The 23,696-nt window shown below is 62.4% G+C and carries 17 protein-coding genes and 1 pseudogene; 15 read left to right on the top strand and 3 right to left on the bottom strand.

The window, feature by feature from the left end; translation table 11 throughout:
- Window positions 1-105 precede the first annotated feature (105 nt).
- From FHX14_RS01760 to aspA, 3 genes are all read left to right on the top strand, one after another.
- Complete coding sequence (locus FHX14_RS01760) at window positions 106-1,578, top strand: amino acid permease (protein WP_184375720.1); 1,473 nt, start codon at window positions 106-108, stop codon at window positions 1,576-1,578.
- 71 nt (window positions 1,579-1,649) lie between these two features.
- The gene (locus tag FHX14_RS01755; RefSeq protein WP_184375719.1) at window positions 1,650-2,753 is read left to right on the top strand and encodes an asparaginase; all 1,104 of its coding nucleotides are present in this window, start codon (window positions 1,650-1,652) and stop codon (window positions 2,751-2,753) included.
- A 100-nt stretch (window positions 2,754-2,853) separates the two neighbouring features.
- Window positions 2,854-4,281, top strand: a complete 1,428-nt coding sequence (gene aspA, locus FHX14_RS01750; RefSeq protein WP_184375717.1) for an aspartate ammonia-lyase — start codon at window positions 2,854-2,856, stop codon at window positions 4,279-4,281.
- A gap of 104 nt (window positions 4,282-4,385) precedes the next feature.
- Here aspA and FHX14_RS01745 read toward each other — a convergent pair whose 3' ends face one another.
- Window positions 4,386-5,315: a TauD/TfdA family dioxygenase gene (locus tag FHX14_RS01745; protein ID WP_184375715.1), complete on the bottom strand. Its 930-nt coding sequence runs from the start codon at window positions 5,313-5,315 to the stop codon at window positions 4,386-4,388.
- Window positions 5,316-5,605: 290 nt separating this feature from the next.
- On the opposite strand from FHX14_RS01745, the gene FHX14_RS01740 reads away from it, so the two are divergent.
- From FHX14_RS01740 to FHX14_RS01730, 3 genes and pseudogenes are all read left to right on the top strand, one after another.
- Window positions 5,606-6,013 (top strand): carboxymuconolactone decarboxylase family protein, encoded by a 408-nt coding sequence (locus tag FHX14_RS01740; RefSeq protein ID WP_184375713.1) that lies wholly within the window; start codon window positions 5,606-5,608, stop codon window positions 6,011-6,013.
- Window positions 6,014-6,296: 283 nt separating this feature from the next.
- Window positions 6,297-7,118: pseudogene (locus FHX14_RS01735) on the top strand (DUF1206 domain-containing protein).
- A gap of 197 nt (window positions 7,119-7,315) precedes the next feature.
- A complete protein-coding gene (locus FHX14_RS01730; protein ID WP_184375711.1) occupies window positions 7,316-9,640 on the top strand; it encodes an EAL domain-containing protein in 2,325 nt (774 codons plus the stop codon).
- A gap of 36 nt (window positions 9,641-9,676) precedes the next feature.
- On the opposite strand, the gene FHX14_RS01725 is transcribed toward FHX14_RS01730, so the two are convergent.
- Both FHX14_RS01725 and FHX14_RS01720 read right to left on the bottom strand, forming a co-directional pair.
- Entirely contained in the window at window positions 9,677-10,399 is a 723-nt protein-coding gene (locus tag FHX14_RS01725) for a response regulator transcription factor (RefSeq protein WP_008536437.1), read from the bottom strand.
- Window positions 10,400-10,412: 13 nt separating this feature from the next.
- On the bottom strand, window positions 10,413-11,651 hold the full coding sequence (locus tag FHX14_RS01720; protein WP_184375709.1) for a sensor histidine kinase: 1,239 nt from the start codon (window positions 11,649-11,651) through the stop codon (window positions 10,413-10,415).
- A 279-nt stretch (window positions 11,652-11,930) separates the two neighbouring features.
- On the opposite strand from FHX14_RS01720, the gene FHX14_RS01715 reads away from it, so the two are divergent.
- The 9 genes from FHX14_RS01715 to FHX14_RS01675 all read left to right on the top strand — a co-directional run bounded on the left by FHX14_RS01715 (window position 11,931) and on the right by FHX14_RS01675 (window position 23,673).
- A complete protein-coding gene (locus FHX14_RS01715; protein WP_184375707.1) occupies window positions 11,931-12,947 on the top strand; it encodes an ABC transporter substrate-binding protein in 1,017 nt (338 codons plus the stop codon).
- 72 nt (window positions 12,948-13,019) lie between these two features.
- Window positions 13,020-14,471 (top strand): sugar ABC transporter ATP-binding protein, encoded by a 1,452-nt coding sequence (locus tag FHX14_RS01710; RefSeq protein ID WP_184375705.1) that lies wholly within the window; start codon window positions 13,020-13,022, stop codon window positions 14,469-14,471.
- On the top strand, window positions 14,468-15,415 hold the full coding sequence (locus FHX14_RS01705; RefSeq protein WP_184375703.1) for an ABC transporter permease: 948 nt from the start codon (window positions 14,468-14,470) through the stop codon (window positions 15,413-15,415). The genes FHX14_RS01710 and FHX14_RS01705 overlap by 4 nt, the downstream gene beginning before the upstream one ends.
- Entirely contained in the window at window positions 15,412-16,362 is a 951-nt protein-coding gene (locus tag FHX14_RS01700; protein ID WP_184375702.1) for an ABC transporter permease, read from the top strand. The genes FHX14_RS01705 and FHX14_RS01700 overlap by 4 nt, the downstream gene beginning before the upstream one ends.
- 14 nt (window positions 16,363-16,376) lie before the next feature.
- On the top strand, window positions 16,377-17,291 hold the full coding sequence (locus tag FHX14_RS01695; RefSeq protein WP_184375700.1) for an SMP-30/gluconolactonase/LRE family protein: 915 nt from the start codon (window positions 16,377-16,379) through the stop codon (window positions 17,289-17,291).
- A 135-nt stretch (window positions 17,292-17,426) separates the two neighbouring features.
- Window positions 17,427-18,611: an MFS transporter gene (locus FHX14_RS01690; protein WP_184375698.1), complete on the top strand. Its 1,185-nt coding sequence runs from the start codon at window positions 17,427-17,429 to the stop codon at window positions 18,609-18,611.
- A 203-nt stretch (window positions 18,612-18,814) separates the two neighbouring features.
- Window positions 18,815-20,020 (top strand): MFS transporter, encoded by a 1,206-nt coding sequence (locus tag FHX14_RS01685; protein ID WP_184375696.1) that lies wholly within the window; start codon window positions 18,815-18,817, stop codon window positions 20,018-20,020.
- A 132-nt stretch (window positions 20,021-20,152) separates the two neighbouring features.
- Entirely contained in the window at window positions 20,153-21,205 is a 1,053-nt protein-coding gene (gene ligD / locus FHX14_RS01680) for a non-homologous end-joining DNA ligase (protein WP_184375694.1), read from the top strand.
- A gap of 422 nt (window positions 21,206-21,627) precedes the next feature.
- Window positions 21,628-23,673 carry a flotillin family protein gene (locus FHX14_RS01675; protein ID WP_184375692.1) on the top strand — a complete coding sequence of 682 codons (2,046 nt, stop codon included), beginning with the start codon at window positions 21,628-21,630 and terminating at the stop codon, window positions 23,671-23,673.
- Window positions 23,674-23,696 lie beyond the last annotated feature (23 nt).

The raw sequence follows: 23,696 nt of genomic DNA, 5'->3' as shown, positions 1-23,696 counted from the left end.
CCTTTTTATCACTAAACCTGTCAGACCGCATAGCAGATTGACACCTTTATGCATCTGCGCGGAGGGGCGGCCGGAGGTTGCCGAACCCATCGATAGGGAGGAGAAATGACAGTCATGGAATCCAACAGGACCGAGGCCGAAGGCCAAGTCTTTGCCGAGGAGGATCTCGGCTACCACAAGGCGCTGAAGCCGCGGCAGATCCAGATGATCGCCATCGGCGGCGCCATCGGCACCGGGCTGTTTCTCGGCGCCGGCGGCCGGCTTGCCGTTGCCGGTCCGGCACTTGTGCTGGTCTATGCCTTGTGCGGCTTTTTCGCGTTCCTCGTTCTGAGGGCGCTCGGCGAATTGATCGTCCATCGTCCGACCTCGGGCTCGTTCGTCTCCTATGCCCGGGAATTTTATGGTGAAAAGCTCGCCTTCGCGGTCGGCTGGCTCTATTGGCTGACTTGGGCGATGACGGCGGTCGCCGACGTCACCGCGGTCGCCCTCTACATGAATTTTTTCAAGGCCTATGTCCCTTGGATCGCCATGATCGATCAATGGGTGTTTGCGCTGGCGGCGCTGGTCCTCGTCCTCTCGATGAACCTTCTGTCGGTGAAGGTCTTCGGTGAACTGGAATTCTGGTTCAGTCTGGTCAAGGTCCTCGCCCTCGTCGTCTTCCTGGTCGTCGGCGTCTACTTCGTGGTCACCGGCACGCCGATCGACGGCCATGTTCCCGGTCTCAACACGATTGCCGATTTCGGCGGCATGTTCCCGAACAGCGTCCTGCCGGCCCTGGTGGTGATACAGGGCGTGGTTTTCGCCTATGCTTCGATCGAGCTGATCGGCACCGCCGCCGGTGAAACCGAAAATGCGCGCAAGGTCATGCCGCGGGCGATCCGCACGGTCGTATTGCGTCTGGTGGTCTTCTACGTGGGCTCGGTCCTGCTGCTGTCGCTGCTGCTGCCCTATACCGCCTATAAGGGCGGCGAGAGCCCGTTCGTCACCTTCTTCGGCAAGATCGGCATTCAGGGCGCTGACGTCGTCATGAACCTCGTCGTGCTGACCGCCGTCCTGTCGTCGCTCAATGCCGGCCTCTATTCCACAGGCCGCATCCTGCATTCCATGGCGATTTCCGGCTCGGCGCCGGCTGCGCTGGCGAAGATGAACCGATCCGGCGTGCCCTATGGCGGCATTGCGGTGACGGCTGTCGTGACCGCCTTCGGCGTCGTGCTGAACGCCCTTGTCCCGGCAGAAGCCTTCGAGATCGGCCTGAACGTCGCTGCTCTTGGTATCATCGCGGCGTGGGGCGTGATCGTCCTGTGCCAGCTCAAGCTGTGGCAGCTGTCGCGGCAGGGCAAGATGGTGCGGCCGGAATTCCGCATGTTCGGCGCGCCCTATACCGGCTTGCTGACGCTGGGCTTCCTGGCGGTCGTCGTGATCCTGATGGCGCTCGACTATCCCGTCGGGACCTACACGGTCGCCTCTCTGGCTCTGATCATTCCGGCCCTGGTGGTTGGCTGGCTGCTGATGCGCGAGCGCATCTACACGATTGCAGCCGAACAGGGTGAGGATCGCGGCGGTTTCGATCTGGCCTGACATCGCTCGATAGCCGAGCTTGCTCCGGCGGCGCATGTCGCCGCCGGGGCGCGGCATGAATGGAGAGAGACATGACCCCGAGTGAGGATTTCGTCGTCACCGATCGTGGCGGCATCGTCGAGAACAGTCATCGCGTCCACGCGGCTGTCGTCGATGCAAAGGGCAGGCGGCTTTACGCACTGGGAAATCCCGAGCGTATGACGCTTGCCCGCTCCGCCGCCAAGCCGGCCCAGGCGCTTGCCATCCTGGAGACGGAGGGTTTCGCGGGTTACGGCTTCGACGATGCGGATATTGCGCTGATGTGCGCGTCCCACAGCAGCGAAGAGCGGCATATTGCGCGCACGCGAACCATGCTGTCGAAGATCAAGGCCGAGGAGGCCGACCTTCGCTGTGGCGGCCATCCTTCGCTGTCGGAAACGGTCAATCGCTCCTGGATCAAGCAGGACTTTGTCCCGACAGCCGTTTGCAGCAATTGTTCGGGAAAGCACGTCGGCATGCTTGCCGGCGCCCGGGCGATCGGGGCCGGCATGGAAGGTTACCACCTGCCGGATCATCCGATGCAGGGGAGGGTCAAGCGCACCGTCGCCGAACTGTGCGATCTGGACGTCCGGGAGGTCGAATGGGGGATCGACGGATGCAATCTGCCGACCCCGGCCTTTCCTCTGGACCGCCTGGCCCGCATCTTTGCCAAACTTGCGGCGGCAGCGGATGGCGACGGGGCGGGCGAGGGGCCGTCGACGCGCGGGGCGGCACTGGCCCGCATCTTCCATGCAATGGCACACCACCCTGACATGGTCGCGGGCGAGGGGCGCTACTGCACGGCGCTGATGCGCGCATTCAACGGCGCCGTTATCGGCAAGCTCGGGGCCGATGCCAGCTACGCGATCGGCGTGCGGGCCTCGGATGAAACCCGGCGATTGGGGACGGACGGTGCGCTCGGCATCTCGGTCAAGATCGAGGACGGCAATCTCGAAATTCTCTACGCCGTCGTGATGGAGATCCTCGAACGGCTCGGGATCGGTTCGCCTGAGATCCGCAGCCAGCTCGCGCCGTTCCACCATCCTCAGCGTGTCAATACGATGGGTGTTACGACGGGCGGCGTGTCTTTTCCATTCAAAATGCGCGGATCGAAGGCGGACGGGGACGATCCCCGCCTTGCCGCCCTTGCCCGATGACGTCTGCGGACGCGGCCATTCTGCCGCGTCACCAGCCATTCTCGTCTTCAGCCTGCCGCCGCAATGCGTGCCCGCAGCGCTCCACTCGAAAGCTCCTGCCATGACGAAATCCGAGATCACGACAATCCGCGTTGAGCACGACCTGATCGGCGATCGCGACGTGCCGGCCACGGCCTATTACGGCGTGCATACGCTGCGCGCGGTCGAGAATTTTCCGATTACCGGTCAGACGCTGAAGGAATCGGCGGATCTGATCGCGTCGCTCGCGGCGATCAAGCAGGCGGCGGCTCAGGCCAATGCGAGCCTCGGCCTTCTGGATCAGGAGCGCGCCGATGCGATCATTGCGGCCTGCGTCGAAATCCGCGACGGTGCACTGCACGACCACTTCGTCGTCGATCTGATCCAGGGCGGTGCGGGAACCTCGACCAACATGAACGCCAATGAGGTGATTGCCAACCGGGCGCTCGAAATCATGGGGTATGGTCGCGGCGAGTACCAGCACCTGCATCCGAACGAGCACGTCAATCTCTCGCAATCCACCAACGACGTCTATCCGACAGCGCTGAAGCTTGCCGCATGGATCGGCGTTCACCGCCTGGTTGACGCCATGGCGATCCTGCGCCGGGCGTTCGAGGCCAAGGCGGTCGAGTTCGCCGACGTCCTGAAGATGGGCCGCACCCAGTTGCAGGACGCCGTGCCGATGACGCTGGGGCAGGAATTCGGAACCTACGCGCTGATGCTGGCGGAGGACGAGGCGCGGCTCTCCGAAGCGGTCTCGCTGATCCGCGAGATCAATCTCGGCGCAACGGCGATCGGCACCGGCATCACCGCCCATCCCCGCTATGCCGCGCTGGTGCGCGAGCGCCTGTCCGAAATCGTCGGCGTCGATCTGGTGACGTCACCTGACCTGGTGGAGGCGACGCAGGATTGCGGATCCTTCGTCCAGCTTTCGGGTGTTCTCAAGCGCGTGGCGGTCAAGCTTTCCAAGACCTGCAACGACCTGCGGCTGCTGTCCTCGGGGCCGCGGGCCGGCTTCAACGAGATCAATCTGCCGGCACGCCAGGCCGGCTCCTCGATCATGCCCGGCAAGGTGAACCCTGTTATCCCGGAGGTCGTCAACCAGGTCGCTTTCGAAGTGATCGGCAACGACGTGACGATCACCATGGCCGCCGAGGCCGGCCAGCTGCAGTTGAACGCTTTCGAGCCGGTGATGTTCTACAGCCTCTACCGCAGCCTGAGCCACCTGACCAATGCCTGCCTGACGCTCGAGGCGAATTGCATTCAAGGCATCACCGCCAACCGCGACCGTCTGCGGCAGACGGTCGAGCAATCGATCGGCATCGTCACGGCGCTCAACCCCTATATCGGCTACCGCAACGCCACTGAGGTTGCGCTGGAAGCGCATCATTCGGGACGGGGGGTCTATGAAATCCTTCTCGAACGCGGCCTGATGCAGAAGGAGCATCTGGATGCGGTGCTGCGCCCGGAAACGCTGACCCGGCCGAGCGAGAAGCTTTCCTTCTCGTAAGGCGCGGACTTCTTGCGAAAGGCGGCCCCGGCCACTGCAGGGATGTCACCCAGCCCATAAAGCTCGGTCGCTTCATGGGCCGGGCGACATCCGCGCGTCCGTGATCACGCCGCCTTTGCCTGCGGCTTGGCAGTTTTGACGTGGGTTACGCTGCGGCGGCCGTCGATGCTGACGGGGACGTCGCCGTCAACGGTGGCGCGGCGGACAATCCGGTGCTGGTCGCCATAATCGTTGACGGCATAGTGCTGGGTGGCGCGGTTGTCCCAGATCGCCACATCTCCTGCTCTCCAGCGCCAGCGCACGGTATTTTCCGGGGCAGTGACGTAGGACTGGAACACCTCGTAGAGTTTTGCGGAGTCGCTCTTCGACAGGCCGACGAGGCGCTGAACGAAATTCCCGAGCAGCAGCGATCTCTCGCCGGTTTCCGGATGGACACGCACGACCGGATGCTCGGTCTCGTAGACGGTCGAGGTGAAAACCTCCTCGAAATGCTTCTTCTCTTCAGCGGTGGCGCGAGGGCGCACGGCGGCATAGTCATAGGCATTGCTGTGAATGGCCCACAGATTATCCGCCAGCAATTTCAGCGGCGCCGGCAGACTTTCGTATGCCGCATGAGTGTTGGACCAGATCGTGTCACCGCCGGCCGCCGGAATGACGACGCCGCGCAGGACGGAGAATTTGGGATAGGCGTCGACGAAAGTGACGTCGGTGTGCCACTGGTCCGCCCGGCCGCCGCCGCGGCTGGAATCGAGATTGAGGATGGAAGCCGTGCCGGCGACCGGTCCCTGGGTTGGATGCGGCACGAGGTCGCCGAGGCGGCGCGCGAAGGCTTCCTGTTCGGAATCCTCAAGATGTCCCTGATCGCGGAAGAAGATCACCTTGTGCTTCAGGAGAAGCTGGTTGATGGCTGCCACCGTTGCATCCGAAAGGTCTCCGCCAAGGCGGATACCCGTGATTTCGGCTCCGACACGGCCGGTCAGCGGGATGACATCGGACTCGGGAATGATCTGATTGACGAGAACTGGATTGCTCATGGAAATCTCCTGTTGATCTTGGAAGAAGTCGGCAGTTCACACGCACCCAAGGATGCATCCATTTGGGCGTTCGAAATCTCATCGCTGAAGTCGACAGGGCTATGAAATCTGATAATCTATAAAATCTGTAGACAATAATTTCTATTCTTGGCTGTTTTTCTGAAACAGCCGTCTTCGATTTCCTCGCCGGCGGGAAGTCTGGCGGCCGCTGTCATTTCTTCGTATCTTCCTTCGCTGCGCGGGATCGCCGCGCAAAAATCATGCTTGAGGCGCCCGGAAAGGAACTTTCGATGGCAACAGTCAAACTCCTGTCGGACCAAGAGGCCGCGGCCATTCCGGCCGTGCAAGCGGTGTTCGATGACATCAGGGCGACACGCAAGACCGATTTCATCAACAATTTCTGGCGTGCTCTCGCAAACGATCCGGCAAATCTCAAGCGCGTGTGGGAGACGCTGAAATCGGTCATGACGGTCGAAGGCGCACTCGATCCGGTGACGCGCGAGATGATCTACATCGCGGTGTCGACGGCCAATGCCTGCCAGTACTGCGTCCAATCGCATACCGCCGCCGCCCGCGCGCGCGGGATGACCGATGCCCAACATGGCGAACTCCTGACGATTATCGGGCTTGCCGCCCAGACAAATCATCTCGCTCTCGCCATGCAGGTTCCGCCCGATCCGGAATTCGAGGTGCGATAGGAGACGGGGGACTTGGCGAGCTCATCAAGGGTATTGCACAGCCGTCGCCATGCACACAAATCCGCCTGCAGTCTTCGCCTTGAGTGCAGGGCCTCAACGAGTTTAGAAAAGTAATCAACAACTTTAAGTTGTGCAATGTGGCGTAATCTATCTTATGGAACTTGTGACTGGTAGCCATTCCTAACGGCTGATCACGCCGCCGCCCCGTTGCGAGCCCTCTCAGCAAACTTTCGGAAGGCTGGTGCGTTAATCTCGCGCAGCGGCGACGCAGAGGAAAATGCTGATGAGTAAAGGCTTTCGATTTGAGGTGCTCGCCAAGGGCGGCTACACGGCGCGCGGTGTCGTTTTTCTGCTGATAGCGGGGCTCGCGCTCTTCTCCGGCGTCGCCGGCGGCCGGCCGGAAACGAAGTCGGCGCTCTCGACGCTGCTTTCGCAGCCGTTCGGCCGGATCTGGGTCGGAATGATCGGTCTTGGACTTCTCGGATTTGTCGCCTGGAGGCTGGCCCAGTCCTTGGCGGATAGCGACGGCCACGGCCGAAACGGAAAGGCTTTGGCGATCCGGGCGGCACTCCTCGGCAGCGCCGTCACCTATCTTGGGCTTGCCGGATATGCACTCAGTCGTGCCATCTTCCTCGGCGGCGGCAGCGAAGGCTCGGGTGAAAAGGGGCTGGCGTGATGGATCATGTCGCAGCCGTTCGGCTCCTACCTTGCGATAGCCGTTGGGGCCGGCTTTGTCATCGGCGGCATCGTGACGGTCGCAAAAGGCGTCACCCGAAAGTTCGAGCGCTACGTCAGGATACCGGACAGCAAAGGCATCGTGACCTTGATATGCGTTTATGGTCTCGTCGCCCGCGGCGTAGTGTTCGCGATCACCGGGATACTGTTCGCCTATGCGGGCTTCCGGGTGGATCCGCAACAGGCCGGCAGCATGGGCGATGCCCTGGAATGGGTCCGCCAGCTTCCGTTCGGATCCTTCCTCTACATCGCCGTTGCCGCCGGATTGGCAGCCTTCGGAATATACAACCTTGTCGAGGCTCGCTACCGCGTCATTTCCAAGCCGTCATTGGCAGGCTCCAAGCGTTCGATCCCGCTGGCAGGTTCTTAATACGCTTGTCAGAAGCGGGCTTTCTTCGGTTGAAGCCGCGCAACTGCGGTCGCAGCCCTCCATTCGCGCTTAGTCGGGCGATATTTTATTTTCGTCTTTTCGTTGTGGTTTTTGCCTGGATGACTGGTATTTTAACGAAGCCCGTATGATTTCGTTAGGTCCGCTTTGGCACCCTCCCCGCACCTTCGGGAGATGCCATGTTCACTGTGCTTTCATGTATCGCCGACCAGCATGACTGGACGCTGCTTTTCGTCGCCCTGTCCATCTGCTGCTTCGGCAGCCTGACGGCCGTCTTCATGCTGACACGTGCGCAGGAGTGCGTGCAGCAGCATCACCACTATTGGCTCATCGCCGCTGCCGTCGTTCTCGGCGCCAGCACCTGGGCAACCCATTTTATCGCGATGCTGGCCTATGCCGGTCCGGTGCCGATCGGCTACGACGGTCCTCTGATCATCCTGTCGATTATCACCGCCATCGTCCTGTTTACAGGAGCGGTTGAAATCGTTTTTATGAATGGCGGCCAGCTTGTCCAGGCGTCCGGCGGGGTCCTGTTCGGCGTTGCCATTGCGGCAATGCATTTCGTGGGGATGCTCGCCATCACGCCATTCAGCATGGTCTCGCTCGCTCTCGACAAATCGATCGTCGCCTGTGCGTTGGCAATCGGCTTCGGCATCGTTGCGGTTGCCGCCCTGCGGCATTGCGCCAGCAGGCGTTTTCATATTTTCGCCGGCGCGGCGTGCATCGTCCTGGCGATCTGCAGCCTCCACACGGTGTCGATGAGCGGCGTCCAGATCACCCCTTCCGCCGAGCCCGTGCATGCCGATCTCTCCTCCGTCGATCGGATCGCCATCGCCATCGCCGTCTCGATCATCTCCACCTTGATCCTGCTCGGCGCCGCCGCAGCGCTGTTCCTCGATCGTCATCTGACCGATCTGCGCGGGTTGGCGAATGCCTCGTTCGAGGGGCTCGTCATCGCCCAGGAGAATGTCGTCATCGATCTCAACGAGAGATTCGCTGCGATGGCCGGCAAAGCAGCCGCGCTTCTGAAGGGCCAACCGGTCGAGGCGGTGCTTGCGATCGAAAGACGCCTTGGCATCGACACCTGCCAGGGAGCGGTGTTGTGCGACGGCCAGGATAGGATTCCAGTCGAGATCCTTGCTCGGACGATCGAATATCGCGGGCGCGAGTGCCAGGTGATCGCCGTGCGCGATCTGACGGAGCGTCATGAGGCGAGCCGCAGGATCGAGCATATGGCACGCCACGACCCGCTGACCGGCCTCGCGAACCGCCGCGAGTTCGACCAGCGTTTCGAGATGGCGATGGCCCGCGCTGCCGAAACGCCAAGCGGCCTGGCGCTGCTTGCCCTCGATCTCGACCGGTTCAAACTCGTCAACGACACATTCGGCCACGCCGAGGGGGACGCGGTCCTGCAGCGTGTGGCCCAGGTCCTAATCCGCACCTTGCCGGCCGATGTTACGATCGCCCGCATGGGAGGCGACGAATTCTGCATCATCCTGGAAAACGCGTCCCGCCAACAGACGGAAGCGTTGGCGGCCGATCTGCAGAAGGCCTTCGCGCAGGAGTTCGCAGATCTCGCCACCTCTTCGGGATTCGGCGCCAGCATCGGCATCGCGTTGTATCCGGAGCACGGCGTTACCGATCGGCGCCTGCGAAACAACGCCGATATGGCTCTCTACCGGGCCAAGAGCGGCGGCCGCGGCAGAGCCTGCACATTCGAGGCGGCGATGGACATCGAACTGCATGCCAAGCGGCAGCTCGAGCACGATCTGCGGCACGCAGTCGCGAAAGGAGAGCTGTTCCTGGTCTATCAGAGGATCGTCGATACCTCCTCGCAAGAACCGTGCGGCTACGAGGCGCTGCTGCGCTGGCGCCATGCAAGCAGAGGCGTCCTCGCACCGGCGGACTTCATCGCTGCCGCCGAAGAAACCGGCTGCATCATTCCCATCGGCATCTGGGTCCTGGAAGAAGCCTGCAGCGAGGCAGCCTCGTGGAAGGCCCCGCTGACGATCGCGGTCAACATCTCGCCGGTTCAGTTCCTGATGCCGAACCTGGTGGAGCAGTTCTCGCACATTCTTGCGAGGACGGGGCTGCAGCCTGACCGTCTGGAGCTTGAGATCACCGAGACGGCGCTGTTTCACGATCGGGCTGCCGTCCTTTCCACGCTCGGTCAGCTGCGCGCAATGGGCATCCGGGTGGTCCTCGACGATTTCGGGACCGGTTATTCCTCGCTCGCCAACCTCCGGGATTTTCCGTTCGACAAGCTGAAGATCGATCGACGTTTCCTTGCCGGCATCGGCGCCGATCCAACCATCAGGGCGCTGTTTGAGAATGTCATCGAGATGGCGTCGACGCTCAACCTGCCGGTGATTGCCGAAGGAGTCGAGACGCAGGAGCAGCTTGCGATCCTTCATGCAAGCCATCCGGCCCAGATGCAGGGCTTCCTGTTCGGCAAGCCTGAGGCAGCGCCGAGCAGCCGGACTCCGTTGAAAGCCATTGCCTGACCCTTGCGGGCGGAATTGTCACCGTTCCAGCAGCGACTACTTTCCGTCGAGCCATTCCTGCAGCTCGGCCTCGGCCCGCTCCAGGGCGCTATAGTTCAGGAGCTTGCGCAGGAAAGCGACGGTGACGGCGCGGGCGCGGAGGTTGAAGCGGCCGTCCTCATGGTCGTCGCCGGCGCTCTGGTAGACGTCGAGCTTGTCGTAGAGCTGCTGCAGGCGGTTCTGCACGCTGCGCAGCGACAGGCCCCGGCGTTTGGCGATAGCCCTGTCCGTCAGACCGAGCGCGATATCGACAAGGATCTCGTATTCGGAATCGGTAAAGCCGTTGGTCTGGCCGAGGCTTTTCTGCTGCAGGCCGCGCACCTCGCGGTCGATGACGCACTGGCTCTCGATGAAGATCGAGCGCAGCGCAAGCTTCAGCCGCTCGTCGGAGGCGGATTTCAGCACATAGCCGTAGGCGGCGCCATCCGGCACGATGCGCGAGACGCCGCGCACATAGGCCTCGTCGGAATAATTCGACCAGAACAGGATGCGGGTCTCTGGCCGCTCCTTCCAGATGGTGCGTGCCGCCTCGATGCCGTTGCGGTTTGCCATCTGCAGGTCCATGACGATATGCGCCGACTTGTGGTCTCGGGCGAGCTTTTCGCCGACCGTTCCGTTTTCGGCCTCGATCACTGTGTCGCATTCCGGCAGGGCGGCGTTAACAGCCTCGTGCAGATAGGAGCGGTGCAGCGGGTCGTCCTCGACGATCAGAACCTTCATTGCGCGTTTCTCCTCAGTCCGGCCCGCTTGCCGGGTCGTGCGGGGTCAGCGGCAGCACGACGCGCACCACGGTCCCGCGATTGTTGTGGCCAGGCCCGGTGGTGAAGCGCGCCGAGATCAGCCGCGCCCGGGTCTTCATATTGTCGATGCCGCCGCCGATCCGTCCCCGCGCCTTGGCAAGCCCCGTCCCGTCGTCGGAAATTTCGATCGACAGCCGTTCCTCGTCGGCGTCGAGCCGCACCGTCACGGCGAGGGGCGCGGCATGGCGCACCGCATTGTTGATCGCCTCCTGCGCAATCCGGAACAGCGCGACGCTGACGGTCGGTTCCAGCCGCTCCAATGCGCCGTGCGTTTCGTCGACCAGACCCCATTCGATGGCCGATCCCGTGTCGCGGGTCGATCGGTCGAGATGATGCTCGATCGCCTGCGCGAGACCGAAGAGCTGGAGCACAGATGGTTTTGCCTGTTCGATGATCTGCCGCAGATCCTGCATGCAATGCTGCAGCGAACGCGAGACCGGCTCCAGCGCCTCCGGCGTCACCTCGCCATTGCGCGACAGCCGATCGATCCGCCGGGCGAGCCGTGTCAGGTCGGCGAGCGTCTGGTCGTGCAGGTCCATGCCGATCCGCTGGCGTTCCTGCTCCAGTGCCTCGGTCAGCTTCAGCGCGCCCTGCCGTAGCCCCTCTTCGCGGGCGCGGGCCTCGGCCTCGACGATCGCCGAGCGTTGCGCCTGTTCGGCAGCCTGCAGCGCGAAGAAATAGGGCGTCAGCAGGTCGGCGATGATGCGGGCGCGTTCGATATCCTCCATCGTATAGACGCCTGCCGTTCGCGATGAACAGGAGAGCGCCGCGATGATCGTGCCCTGCACCTTCATCGGCACATGCAGGCGGCTCCTCAGCGACTCCTCGACGATCGGCCGCTTGAACGCGCCCTCGAAATGGAAACGCGGGTCCGTCATGGCGTCTTCCGCCAGCAGAAACTCCACCTCGCCCCAGAGCAGCGAACGGATCGGGCTGTTGACCACCGGCGCGCCGGCCAGATCGCCCCAGGCGGTTTCGATGCCCGTCTCGTAGGCCGTGTGGTAGTTGCCGCCCTCCAGGAGCACGCAGACGTCGAGATGGTCGTGCGGGATGATATGGGCGACCTCGGCCGCAACCGAACGGATGGCCGAGCGGAAGTCGAGCTGGCCCGCGAGCAGCCGGGAAATACCGAGATAGTGGTCGAACATCGCTGCCGGTGTGAGTTGCAGCATTGTGGTTCCTCCCCGAGACGGCACAGGCTCCTCAACCCGCCGCGATCCCTTCCCAGTAAGCGCCCGCGGAAGCGCCGCCGTCTTGCGTAAACCCGCAGCTAATTGCGCAAAACCCGCAAACGACTTGCTGCCTTGCCCCTGTACAGGCCGGTCGATCTCCCGCATCCTGCCCTTACTGAGAGGAGGAAGCTCAGTGCAAGAACAATTTTCACTCGGCCCCGATTGGGTCGGCAGGAGTGAAGCGATCCGCCGACCAGCGCGATCATCAGGGAGGAAGACATGACAATCCGCAAGATGCTTCTGGCATCGGCCGCTATTGCTTGCGCCGCGATGCCCGTTTCCGCCTTTGCCGACACGTCGGCCAAGAAAATCGCCCTTTCCAACAACTATGCCGGCAACTCATGGCGCCAGGCCATGCTGACGAGCTGGGCAAAGGTTACAGGTGAAGCCGTGAAGGCTGGCGTCGTTGCCGCAGCCGATCCTTTCACCACCGCCGAGAACCAGGCGACGGAGCAGGCCGCGCAGATCCAGAACATGATCCTGCAGGGTTATGACGCGATCGTGCTGGACGCTGCCTCGCCGACAGCGCTGAACGGTGCGGTCAAGGAAGCCTGCGATGCCGGCATCACCGTGGTGTCCTTCGATGGCATCGTCACCGAACCCTGCGCCTGGCGAATCGCCGTCAACTTCAAGGAAATGGGCCGCAGCGAGGTCGAATACCTGTCGAAGAAGCTCCCTGAGGGCGGCAACCTGCTCGAAATCCGCGGCCTTGCCGGTGTCTTCGTCGATGACGAAATCTCGGCAGGCATCCACGACGGCGTCAAGCAGTACCCGCAGTTCAAGGTCGTCGGCTCCGTTCACGGCGACTGGGCGCAGGACGTGGCGCAAAAGGCGGTTGCCGGCATCCTGCCGAGCCTGCCCGATATCGTCGGCGTGGTGACGCAGGGCGGTGACGGTTATGGCGCCGCACAGGCGATTGCCGCGACCGACCGGAAGATGCCGGTTATCGTCATGGGCAACCGCGAAGATGAACTGAAATGGTGGAAGGAACAGAAGGACGCCAAGGGATACGAGACCATGTCGGTCTCCATCGCCCCTGGCGTTTCGACGCTCGCCTTCTGGGTCGCTCAGCAGATCCTCGACGGCAAAGAGGTCAAGAAGGACCTCGTCGTGCCCTTCCTGCGCATCGACCAGGACAATCTTGAAACGAACCTCGCCAATACCCAGGCCGGCGGCGTCGCCAACGTGGAATACACGCAGGCAGACGCCATCAAGGTCATCGAGTCGGCAAAGTAAGTCTCCTGGCGACTGCCGCGCGGCCACCCATGGCCGCGCGGCATTCTTTGTGAAGCGGATCTGGCGGGCAGGATGGATGAGGTTTTGAAGGCGGTGATCGCCGTCGATGGCGCCAAGGTGAGCTTCGGCGCCGTCAGGGCGCTCGACGGCGTCACGCTCCGCGTCATGCCGGGCGAATGCGTCGGGCTCGTCGGCCACAATGGCGCCGGGAAATCGACGATTGTCAGTGTGATCAATGGCGGCCTCACCCCGCACGAAGGAAGTGTGGCAAGCGACGGCGAGCGGCTGGAGCGTTATGGCATCAACGCCGCGCGGGCCCGCGGCGTGCGCTGCGTCTTCCAGGAGCTGTCGCTCTGCCCCAACCTGTCCATCGTCGAGAACACCCGCATCATGCATCGTCATCTCGGCGGCTTCGGCTGGCGCAGGCGTGCGGCCGGGGTCATCGAGAAGAGCCTCGATGCCGTCTTTCCCGGCCACGGCATCGACAGCGGCCGGGCTGTGGGCGATCTCTCGATCGCCGAGCGGCAGATGGTCGAGATTTCAATGGCCTTTTCCGACGCCGGCGTTGCGCCGCGCCTGGTGATCCTCGACGAGCCGACCTCGTCGCTCGATGCAAGCCTTGCCCGGCAGATGCTCGATCATGTCCGCCGCTTCGTCGCCGCCGGCGGCTCGGTCATCTTCATCTCGCATATCCTGCACGAGATCCTCGAAACCTCCGACCGCATCGTCGTCATGAAGGACGGCCGCGTCGTTGCCGAGCGTCCGGCTGATGGATTCGACCATCACGGTCTCGTCAAAGCGATGGGCACCGTTGCGAAGGAGGAGACGGCGCAGCGCTCGACGCGCGAACAATCCGCCGCTCCGCTCATTCTGTCCCATCAGACGAGAGGCCTTCCCTTCAGCGCCCGCAAGGGCGAGATCATCGCGCTGGCGGGACTGGCCGGCCACGGGCAGACCGAATTGCTGCTCGCCCTGCATGCCGCCCAGTCCGGCAACTGGCTGCCCGAGCGGGACCCCCTCGTTACCTTCGTCGCCGGCGACCGCCGCCTTAACGGCGTCTTCGAACTCTGGAGCGTCCTGCGCAACTTCTCGATCGCTTCGCTCGGTGATCTTACCCGGCGCGGCCTGATCCTCGCCGGCGAAGAGGAGACGAAGGGCGCCGACTGGAAGCGGCGGATCGAAATCCGCACGCCGGATATGGCCAATCGCATCCTGTCGCTTTCCGGCGGCAACCAGCAGAAGGTGCTCTTTGCCCGCGCGCTTTCAACGCGCGCGCCGATCGTTCTGATGGACGATCCGATGCGCGGCGTCGACGTCGGGACCAAGCAGGAGGTCTACGCTATTATCCGCGAGGAAGCGGCGCGCGGCCGCACCTTCATCTGGTATTCCACCGAAATGGACGAAGTCCGCCTCTGCGACCGCGTCTACGTCTTTCGCGAAGGCCGCATCACCGCCGAACTCGCCGGCGACGCCGTCAACGAGACGAATATCATCGCTGCCTCCTTCGAAGGGGTCGTCGCATGACGTTCCGACTGTCGTCCGATGCCTTGCGTCTTGCTATCCCCGCTCTGTCGTTGACGCTGCTGCTTGCCGCCGTCTTCTGGCTGCAGCCGCGCGCCATGAGCTATGTCGGGCTCAACCTGCTGTTCAACCTGGCTGTTCCCATCGCGCTTGCGACGATCGCCCAGATGCTGGTGATGGCGGTCAACGATCTCGATCTGTCGATGGGCACCTTCGTCAGCTTCGTCGCCTGCGTCACCGCAACCTTTCTGCGGGATACTCCCCTGATCGGCATCCTTATCCTTGCCGGCGCAATCGCCATCTATGCGGGCCTTGGCGTCGTCATCCATCTGCGCAACCTGCCCTCCATCGTCGTCACCCTCGGCATGAGCTTCGTCTGGGGCGGCCTTGCCGTGCTGCTGCTGCCGGCACCGGGCGGCCAGGCGCCGGATTGGGTGCGCTGGCTGATGACCGTCAAGCCGCCGCTGGCGCCGATGGCGATCGTCGCCAGCATCGCCATCGCCGCCGTCGCCCATCTCCTCGTCATGCGCTCTTCGCTCGGCGTGCTGATCCGCGGCATCGGCGGCAACCAGCGCTCGGTCGAGCGCGCCGGCTGGTCGATTGTCGCGGCGCGCGCCAGCGCCTACGGCCTGGCCGGCTTGTTTGCGGTGCTTGCCGGCATCGCCCTCGTCGGCCTGACGACCTCGGCCGATGCTAATATTGCGCTACGCTACACACTGCTGTCGATCGCCGGCGTCATCCTCGGCGGCGGCGAGTTCATCGGCGGCCGCGTCTCCCCTGTCGGCGCCGTCATCGGCGCGCTGACACTGACGCTTGCCGGCTCATTCCTGTCCTTCCTGCGCATCTCGCCCGATTGGCAGATCGGCGCGCAAGGCGCGATCCTGATCATCGTGCTTGCGCTTCGCCTGATGTTGAATCGCTTGGAGAAGCGGGAGAAACGCCGATGACCCCACTCCTCAGCCTCTTCGGCAAACCCTGGATCTGGTCGTGGCTCGCCGCCTTCATCGTCTGGTTCCTGACGATCATGGTGACGCTCGGCGCCAGCACGCTCGGCCTGTCGCAGGCAGCTCTCACCTTCGCTGCCTTCTCGGTCATCGTCGGTATCGGCCAGATGTTCGTCATCACGCTCGGTCCCGGCAACATCGATCTCTCGGTTCCCGCCACCATGACGCTTGCCGGCACGGTGGCGCTGAAGCTGATGAATGTCGAAAACGGCCTGATCCTGCCAGGTCTTCTCATTGCCGTCGTCATCGGCCTTGTCGTCGGCCTCGGCAATTATGCGCTGATCAAGGCGCTGCGTATTCCGCCGATCATCGCGACGCTGTCGATGAGCTTCATCGTCCAGTCCGCCGCGATCTGGACGAACCGGGGATTACGTATCAAGCCTCCGAGCATGCTTGCGGAGTTCACCACCTCGAACACGCTCGGCGTGCCGAATGTGGCGATCGTCGCGCTCTTCATCTCGCTGCTTGCCTGGTTCCTGCTCGACAAGACGATCTACGGGCGCTGGATCTCGGCGATCGGCCAGAGCATGCCGGCGGCGCGCATGGCGGGCATACCGGTCGACGGCACGCGTTTCGTCACTTACCTGTTCTGCGCCGTGCTCGCCTCGCTCGCAGGCTATCTGCTCGCCTGTTTCTCCGGTGGCGCGGCGCTCAACATGGGCTCGGAATATCTCTTGATGTCGATCGCCGTCGTCGTGATCGGCGGCACGGCGGTCGCCGGTGGCGATTCCAACGTGCCGGGCATCTGGGGCGCATCGCTCTTCATGTTCCTGGTCGTCTCGATGCTCAACACTTACGGGGTCGGCGCGGGCATCCGCCTCATCATGACTGGCCTCATCATCATCAGCGTCATCATGCTCGCCGGCGGTCGCCGGGCCGGCATGCGATAATTGGGAAGACCGCCATGGCCGAGGCCAGCATTTACGAAATCCACGACCCGCGCTTCCGGCAGTTGATCGTAACTAGTGCCGGCCTCGATGAACTCTATTCCGGCTGCCGCTGGGCGGAGGGTCCCGTCTGGTTCAACGATGCGAACCAGCTGCTCTGGAGCGACATTCCCAATCAGCGCATGCTGCGATGGACGCCGGAGAGCGGCGTCTCCGTCTATCGGCAACCCTCGAACTTCGCCAATGGCCACACGCGCGACCGGCAGGGACGGCTGATCTCCTGCGAACACGGGATGCGCCGCGTCACACGCACCGAGATCGACGGCTCGATCACTGTGCTCGCCGATCGTTTCGAAGGCGTCAGGCTCAATTCGCCGAACGACGTGGTGGTGAAATCCGACGGCACGATCTGGTTCACCGATCCCACCTACGGCATCATGTCGGATTATGAAGGCTATCGCGCCGTGCCGGAGCAGCCGACCCGCAACGTCTACCGGCTCGATCCGGCGACCGGGGGGCTTGCGGCTGTCGTCACCGATTTCATCCAGCCGAATGGCTTGGCCTTCTCCCCCGACGAGAGCATTCTTTACGTGGCGGATTCGGCGGCAAGCCATGATGAAAGCCTGCCGCGCCATATAAGAGCTTTCGACGTGGTCGACGGCCTCAGGCTTGAAAACGGCCGCGTCTTCTGCGTGATCGACAGCGGCATTCCGGACGGCATCCGCACCGACGTGAACGGAAACCTCTGGTCGAGCGCTGGTGATGGCGTGCATTGCTTCGATCCGGCCGGCAAACTGATCGGCAAGATCCGCGTGCCGCAAACCGTCGCCAACCTCACCTTCGGCGGTCCCAAGCGCAACCGGCTATTCATTGCGGCGACGTGTTCGATCTATTCAGTCTATCTCGCCGTCAGCGGGGCTCAGATGCCGTGAGAGCGTGATTCTGCTCGGCGTCTCGCTCCGTCGCATCTCCTCAGAAAAATGTTTTGATCTCCGGCCCTGTGGGTTAGACATCACAAATCCAAAAGCGCGCGTTCGGCTTCGAGCGTCAATTCCCGGAGTTGCATCATGAAAATCGCGCCGCAGCAGCGGATCTATGTCTGCTTCTTTCTCTTCGCCGTGTCGCTGGGGGCGCTGTTGTCGAGGATGCCGGATTTGCAGGTTGCGCTTGGCGTCGACAAGTCGGAGCTTGGGTTGACGTTGATCGGGGCTGCGATCGGCGCCTTGATTTCGTTGACTTTGTCTTCGCCCGTGATCGCCCGCCTTGGCGCGCGGACAACGGCATTCATTACTGTTCTCGGCACGTCTGCGCTGCTGTCGCTGGTGCCGTGGATTGGTGCGGCGCCGGTCGTGTTCTGTGTGCTTTTCGTCGAGGGGATGCTCGCGGGGGCGCTGGAGATCAATCTCAATGTCGAGATTGATCGCATCGAAGCACAGTTAGGACGCGGCGTGATGAACAGGGCGCATGGTTTCTGGAGCCTCGGCTTCTTCGTCACGGCGCTTGTCTCCTCAGTCGTCCGCCAAGCCGGTATTTCGATGCAACTCCATCTTGCCGTGACCTTTGCCGTGGTGCTTGTGCTCGGCGTCTGGGCAATTTCAGGCATGCGCAATGCGCCCGCGCGGACCCCGTTGAATGAAGGCAAGGCGCCACTGGTGGCGCTTCCCACCCGGAGCCTCATGCCGCTCTGTGTGATCGGCATCGCGGCCTTTCTCGTCGAAGGTGCCGGGATCGACTGGTCGGCGATCTATATGCGCGACGTGTTTTCAGTCGAGCCCTTTATTGGCGGACTAGGATTGACGCTCTTTACTTTCTGCATGGCACTGGCGCGCCTGTTCGTCGACCCGCTGGTCGATCGGTTTGGCCCGCGGGCCGTCGCCACGATGCTGCTTGTCCTTTCGGCGATCGGCATTTGCGCCGTCTGGGGCGCTCCGCATGCCTATGTGGCACTGGCGGGCTTTGCCTTGATGGGCGCCGGCTGCAGCGCGGTCTATCCTCTCGCCGTCTCGGCGGCGGCCCAGCGCACAGATCGCGCGGCGCATCTCAACGTCGCCGCCCTTGGCCAGATGACCTTCGTCGTCTTCTTCCTGGCGCCGCCGCTGCTCGGTTTCATTGCCGAACATGCGGGGATCAGGACATCCTATCTCGTCTGCCTTCCGTTGATCATCTACGCGCTCTTTTCGGTCAAGGTGCTTGCTCAGCGCCGGGCGGCCTGCGACGGCAGCGTTGCGAGCGTTCGGAGCGTCAACGGGTGATCGATCAAGCTGGCTGTTTCGGCGGCTCGATCGGTTCGGCGAAAAGCATAGCCGAGCACGCCGTAGCGCGTGCTCGCCGCTCCTTAACTTGTATAGGTTTTAGGCAGCCGGCGTCGCAGATCCGACAGTCCGCCGGCTGCCCATGCTAGATGATCATCGCGTAGAGCGGGGGCGCGAACGGTTGCCAACAGAGGTCGATCATCATGACTAGCGTGCGTATCCAGGATAACGTCCTCATAGCCGTCATGATCGCCTGCGTCGGCACGTGTTACGGATTCGGCCTCAGCCTTTTTCCTCAGATCATCCCCGACATGCGGAAAGATCTTGCCTTCGACTATGCCTTCGTCGGCACGGTCACCGGCCTGGTGCAGTTTTCCACAGTGGCATTCGCCGTGCTCGGTACCTGGCTCGTCCATCGCATCGGCGCCGCACGGACGGTGGTGGCGTCCGTGTCGCTCTGCGGGCTCTGTCTGTCGAGCATCCCCATCAGCGACAATCTCTATGTGGTTGCCGGCTTGCTGATGGTCGCCGGCGCGACTGGCGCATCGACTTTCGTGCCGATGATTAATCTTGCCTCGCGGGTGGTAAGAGCAGAACAGCGCGGCTTTGCCATGAGCCTGATCTCCAGCGCCCCGGCCTTTGGCGTCCTCATCAACAGCGCACTCGTGGCGGCATACGCCGGAAGCGGTCACTGGCAGATGGTCTGGTTTCTCACAGGCGCGGCCACGATCGCACTGGCCGTTGTCACCCACATTCTCTTCGGGCGGGCCGGCCTCTTCGACAGCGGGACAAGCCACGAAACGCTGGCGCCAACTGCCGGCGGTTCAGCAAGCCTGCGCTCCATCATGCCATGGGTGACGCTGATCTTCGCGCTCGGCTTCATCAACGGCCTGATGCCCTATCCCTATCTCACCTATCTCTCGCCGTTCCTGCGCGAGGAACTCGGCTACTCCGTCGGCTTTGCCTCATGGCTCTGGGCAACGATCGGGGCGGTGGGGATCGGCGCAGGCTTCGCCATTGGCACAATATCGTCGCGTCTCGGATCGCGCTATGCCATGCTTACCTGCTACTCAAGCTTCCTCGCCGCCGGCGCCCTCGTCGTCCTCGAACCCTCGATGGAACTCTCGATCCTGTCCGGCGTCTTCTTTTCGCTGGGCTTTTATCCGATCTATGGCTTGCTGCCGGCCTACGTCTCACATCGCGCCACGCCCCGCATCGCGGTGACTGTCTTAGGCATCTGCACCGTGTTCCAAGGCATCGGCGGCACGACAGGGAACTTCTTTGGCGGCGTGATCAAGATATCGACTGAAAGTTTCAGCGGCATCTATCTCGCCGTTGCAGTTACGGCCGCCGTCGCCGCGGCGATGACGATTTCGCTGCCGAAGGACCAGCGTGTGCAGGCCGCGTAGCGTCTGCGGCGCCGGGCTGCGGTTCTTGCCGAAATACTCGCCGGACCTAAATCCGATTGAGCAGAGTGGGAAAGGCGACATCGTGTTTGGAGAAGAGCCTGAAAACCAGTCCGGGAAGGACAGACAACGATCATGACGCGCTCGCGCCGCCCCTCATTGCCATTCCTCAACGAGTCCAATGCAACGCTGCAGTCTCGTCCGATCCGCAAGCGCGATCCCGACCAGCCAAGCCTTCCGTTCGATCCAATGCCGGCTAGGGTCGAGCCGTGCCTCGCACTGCTGAAGCCCAAGGTGCCGATAGGGCCGGATTGGCTCTACGAGGCGAAGTGGGATGGCTACCGGCTTGCGATCCACATCGAGCCGAAGGGCGTTCGTGTCATCACCCGCGGCGGCCATGACTGGACGCATCGTTTTCCCACCATCGCCGCGGCCGCCAAAGAACTTGGCGTGACTACCGGCATACTGGATGGAGAAGCGGTGGTTTTGGACGACCACGGCCGGTCGAATTTCGGCGCGTTGCAACGTTCGCTCGGCGGTCGCGGCGGCAAGCGGGCCTCGAGCGAGTCCATTCTCTACGCCTTCGACCTTTTGTATCTTGACGGGCATGACCTCACCGGCACCGAACTTGCCGTACGCCGGCACCTTCTTGAAGACCTGATACCGGAAGGCAATCGAACGATCCGCTTTTCCGAAGAAATAGACCTGCCGGCCGAGGATCTCCTCGAGCACGCCTGCCACCATCATATGGAAGGCATCATCGCCAAACATCGCGACCGGCCCTATGGCAGTGGCCGCACGGGCGACTGGCTGAAAATCAAGTGCGTTGAGAGCGAGAGCTTCATGATCGTCGGTTACGAACAATCGGCAGCCGCCCGCGGCGGCATCGGCAGTCTGCTGCTCGCCGGCAGGAAGGGTTTCGACTGGATTTCCGTGGGCTCGGTCGGAACTGGTTTCAGCGCCAGCGAAGCCGAGCACCTGAAAAAGACGCTCGACCGGTTGAAGACCACCCGGCCGGTCGTTCCCCTGAGAGGCAAGCGCTACGTCTTCGTGCAGCCGACCCTCATCGCCGAGATCGAGTTTCGCGGCTGGACCGATGACGGCAGTCTGCGCCACGCCTCGTACAAAGGGCTGCGCGAGGTCCAGGACAACGCTGCCGTGTTCGATATGACCGGCTTCGACCGTTGAGGATTGGAGGCAATCGCCAATGGCCTCAAACTTTGCGGGCGTCTGGCAAGGGAAAATGCCGGCCGAAACGAACAGGCTAACGCAGCATAATTCAGTAGAATTGAATGCTCGAAATATTGAAATCGTTGGAATTACTTGCCTAATTTCCGCGTCGAGCATCTTTAAACCTGTAGGCGTAATCCCTACGTCCTCCATCGTCATGTCTATCAAGGCGACACCGATGTGAGATCACTCACGACCACGCCGCCCCTCATCGGGGACTCGGGACGCGCGGTCGTTTTTCCCAGACAATGAGCAGCCCAGGCGTTCGATACACATTTAGTGCGTCGAACGAACAGGCGCGCCATCTCCCCGTCTTATCAACCAACACCAACCGGCGGCCATCGGGTGGAACGAACCCGTGCGCCCATGCGAGAGAAAAGATGGAAACCCTGCAATATCTGAGCCCGATGGGATGGAAGGCGATCGAAATCGCCGTCACGCTCATCGTGCTGGCAATCCTGTTCCGGTGGAGCGGCGTGATCCGCTATATCCCCAACGACAGGCTCGGCATTCTCGAAAAGCTCTGGAGCTTTCGCGGCTCCGTGGACAATGGCTTCATTGCGCTCTACGGCGAGGCCGGCTTCCAGCCGGAAGTCGTGCGTGGCGGCCTGCATTTCTTCATGCCGTTCCAGTATGCAATGCATCGCGCCAATCTCGTGACCATTCCACAGGGCCAGATCGGTTATGTCTTCGCCCGTGACGGCGAGCCGCTGCCGCCGACCCAGACGCTTGCCTCGAATGTCGACGCCGATGATTTTCAGGATGTGCGCGGCTTTCTGACAAAGGGCGGCCAGACGGGGCCGCAGCGCAAGATCCTGCGCGAAGGCACCTATGCCATCAATCTGGCGCAGTTCATCGTGCTGACCGCACAATCCACCTATGCCGTCAACCTGAATGCGTCGGAACAAGGACTGTTTGCCGACATGTCGACGCTGATCAGCGAGCGGAGCGGCTTCGAGCCGGTCGTCATTCATGACGCGGAGGACCTGATCGGCGTCGTCACCATCCATGACGGTCCGGCGCTGCCGGATGGCGAGATCATCGCGCCGACCGTTGCCAACAACCCCAAAGACCCGAACTTCCACAATAATTTCCAGGATCCGGAGAAATTTCTCAACGCAGGCGGTTATCGCGGCCGGCAATTGCAGGTGCTTGCCGACGGCAGTTATTTCCTCAACCGTATCTTCGCGACCGTCGAACTCGTGGAGAAGACGATCATCGAGGTCGGCACGGTGGGTGTCGTCGTTTCCTATACCGGCCGGCGAAGCGCTGATATCTCAGGCCAGTCCTATCGCCATGGCGAACTGGTCGAGACCGGCGCACGCGGTGTCTGGTCGACGCCGCTTCTGCCGGGCAAATATGCGTTCAACACCTATGCCGGCAACATCATCATCGTGCCGACCACCAACTTCGTGCTCAAATGGACGAAGGAACAGTTCGGCGAGCACAGGCTAGACGAGAATCTGTCTGAAGTGTCGCTGATCACCAAGGATGCGTTCGAACCGGTGCTGCCGCTCTCGGTCGTCGTGCATATCGACTATATGAAGGCTCCCCTCGTCGTGCAGCGTTTCGGCGATATCAAACGGCTGGTCGAACAGACGCTCGATCCGATGGTCTCGGCCTATTTCAAGAATATCGCCCAGACCAAGACCCTGATCGAACTGCTGCAGGAACGCAGCGAAATCCAGCGCAAATCCGGCGACGAAATGCGCGAGAAGTTCAACTCCTACAGCCTCGAATTGCAGGAAGTGCTGATCGGTACACCGCGCGCCAACAATGGCCAGAACAGCATCGAGCAGATCCTGATCCAGCTGCGCGAGCGTCAGATCGCCGTTGAAAAGGTCGAGACCTATAAATTGCAGGAGGCCGCGGCGGTCCAGGAGCGCACATTGCGCGAGAAGCAAGCACTGGCCGAACAGCAGGCCAAGATCACCACATCGGCACTCACCATCGAGATCAGCGAGAACGAAGGAAAAGCGCAGCTCGCTCGCACCCGCCAGCAGGCAGAAACCATTCAGGTCACCGCCAAGGCAGAGGCCGAGAAGGTGCGTCTCGCCGGCCTCGGTGAGGCCGACCGGATCAAGGCCGTCGCGCTTGCGGATGCCGAACGCATCAAGGCGACCGGTCTTGCGGATGCCCAGAAGGTGCGCGCCATCGGTTTGGCAGAAGCCGAGGCGACCGAGAAGAAGGTCGCGGCCTTCGGTGGACCGGACTATCAGCTCCACTCGCAGGTGCTCATGCGCTTCGCCGAGGCGATCGAAAATGGCAGGCTGCCGCTCGTGCCGCAGATCCAGGTCGGCGGCGCCGGCGGCGAAAAGGGCGCCGCCAATGGCCTCGTGGAAATGATGCTGTCGATGCTGGTCGCTGATCGGCTTGGACGGCCGGTGTCGCCGGCTGCGGTGCCGGCGCCGATCGAGCAGCAGTGATGACGGACGGGCCGGCTTTGCCG

Origin of the sequence: Rhizobium sp. BK619 (genome assembly GCF_014195245.1) — a bacterium.
Lineage (GTDB): Bacteria > Pseudomonadota > Alphaproteobacteria > Rhizobiales > Rhizobiaceae > Rhizobium > Rhizobium acidisoli.
Note: the sequence above shows the minus strand (reverse complement) of the source record. Positions and strands in the feature narration are given on the sequence as shown.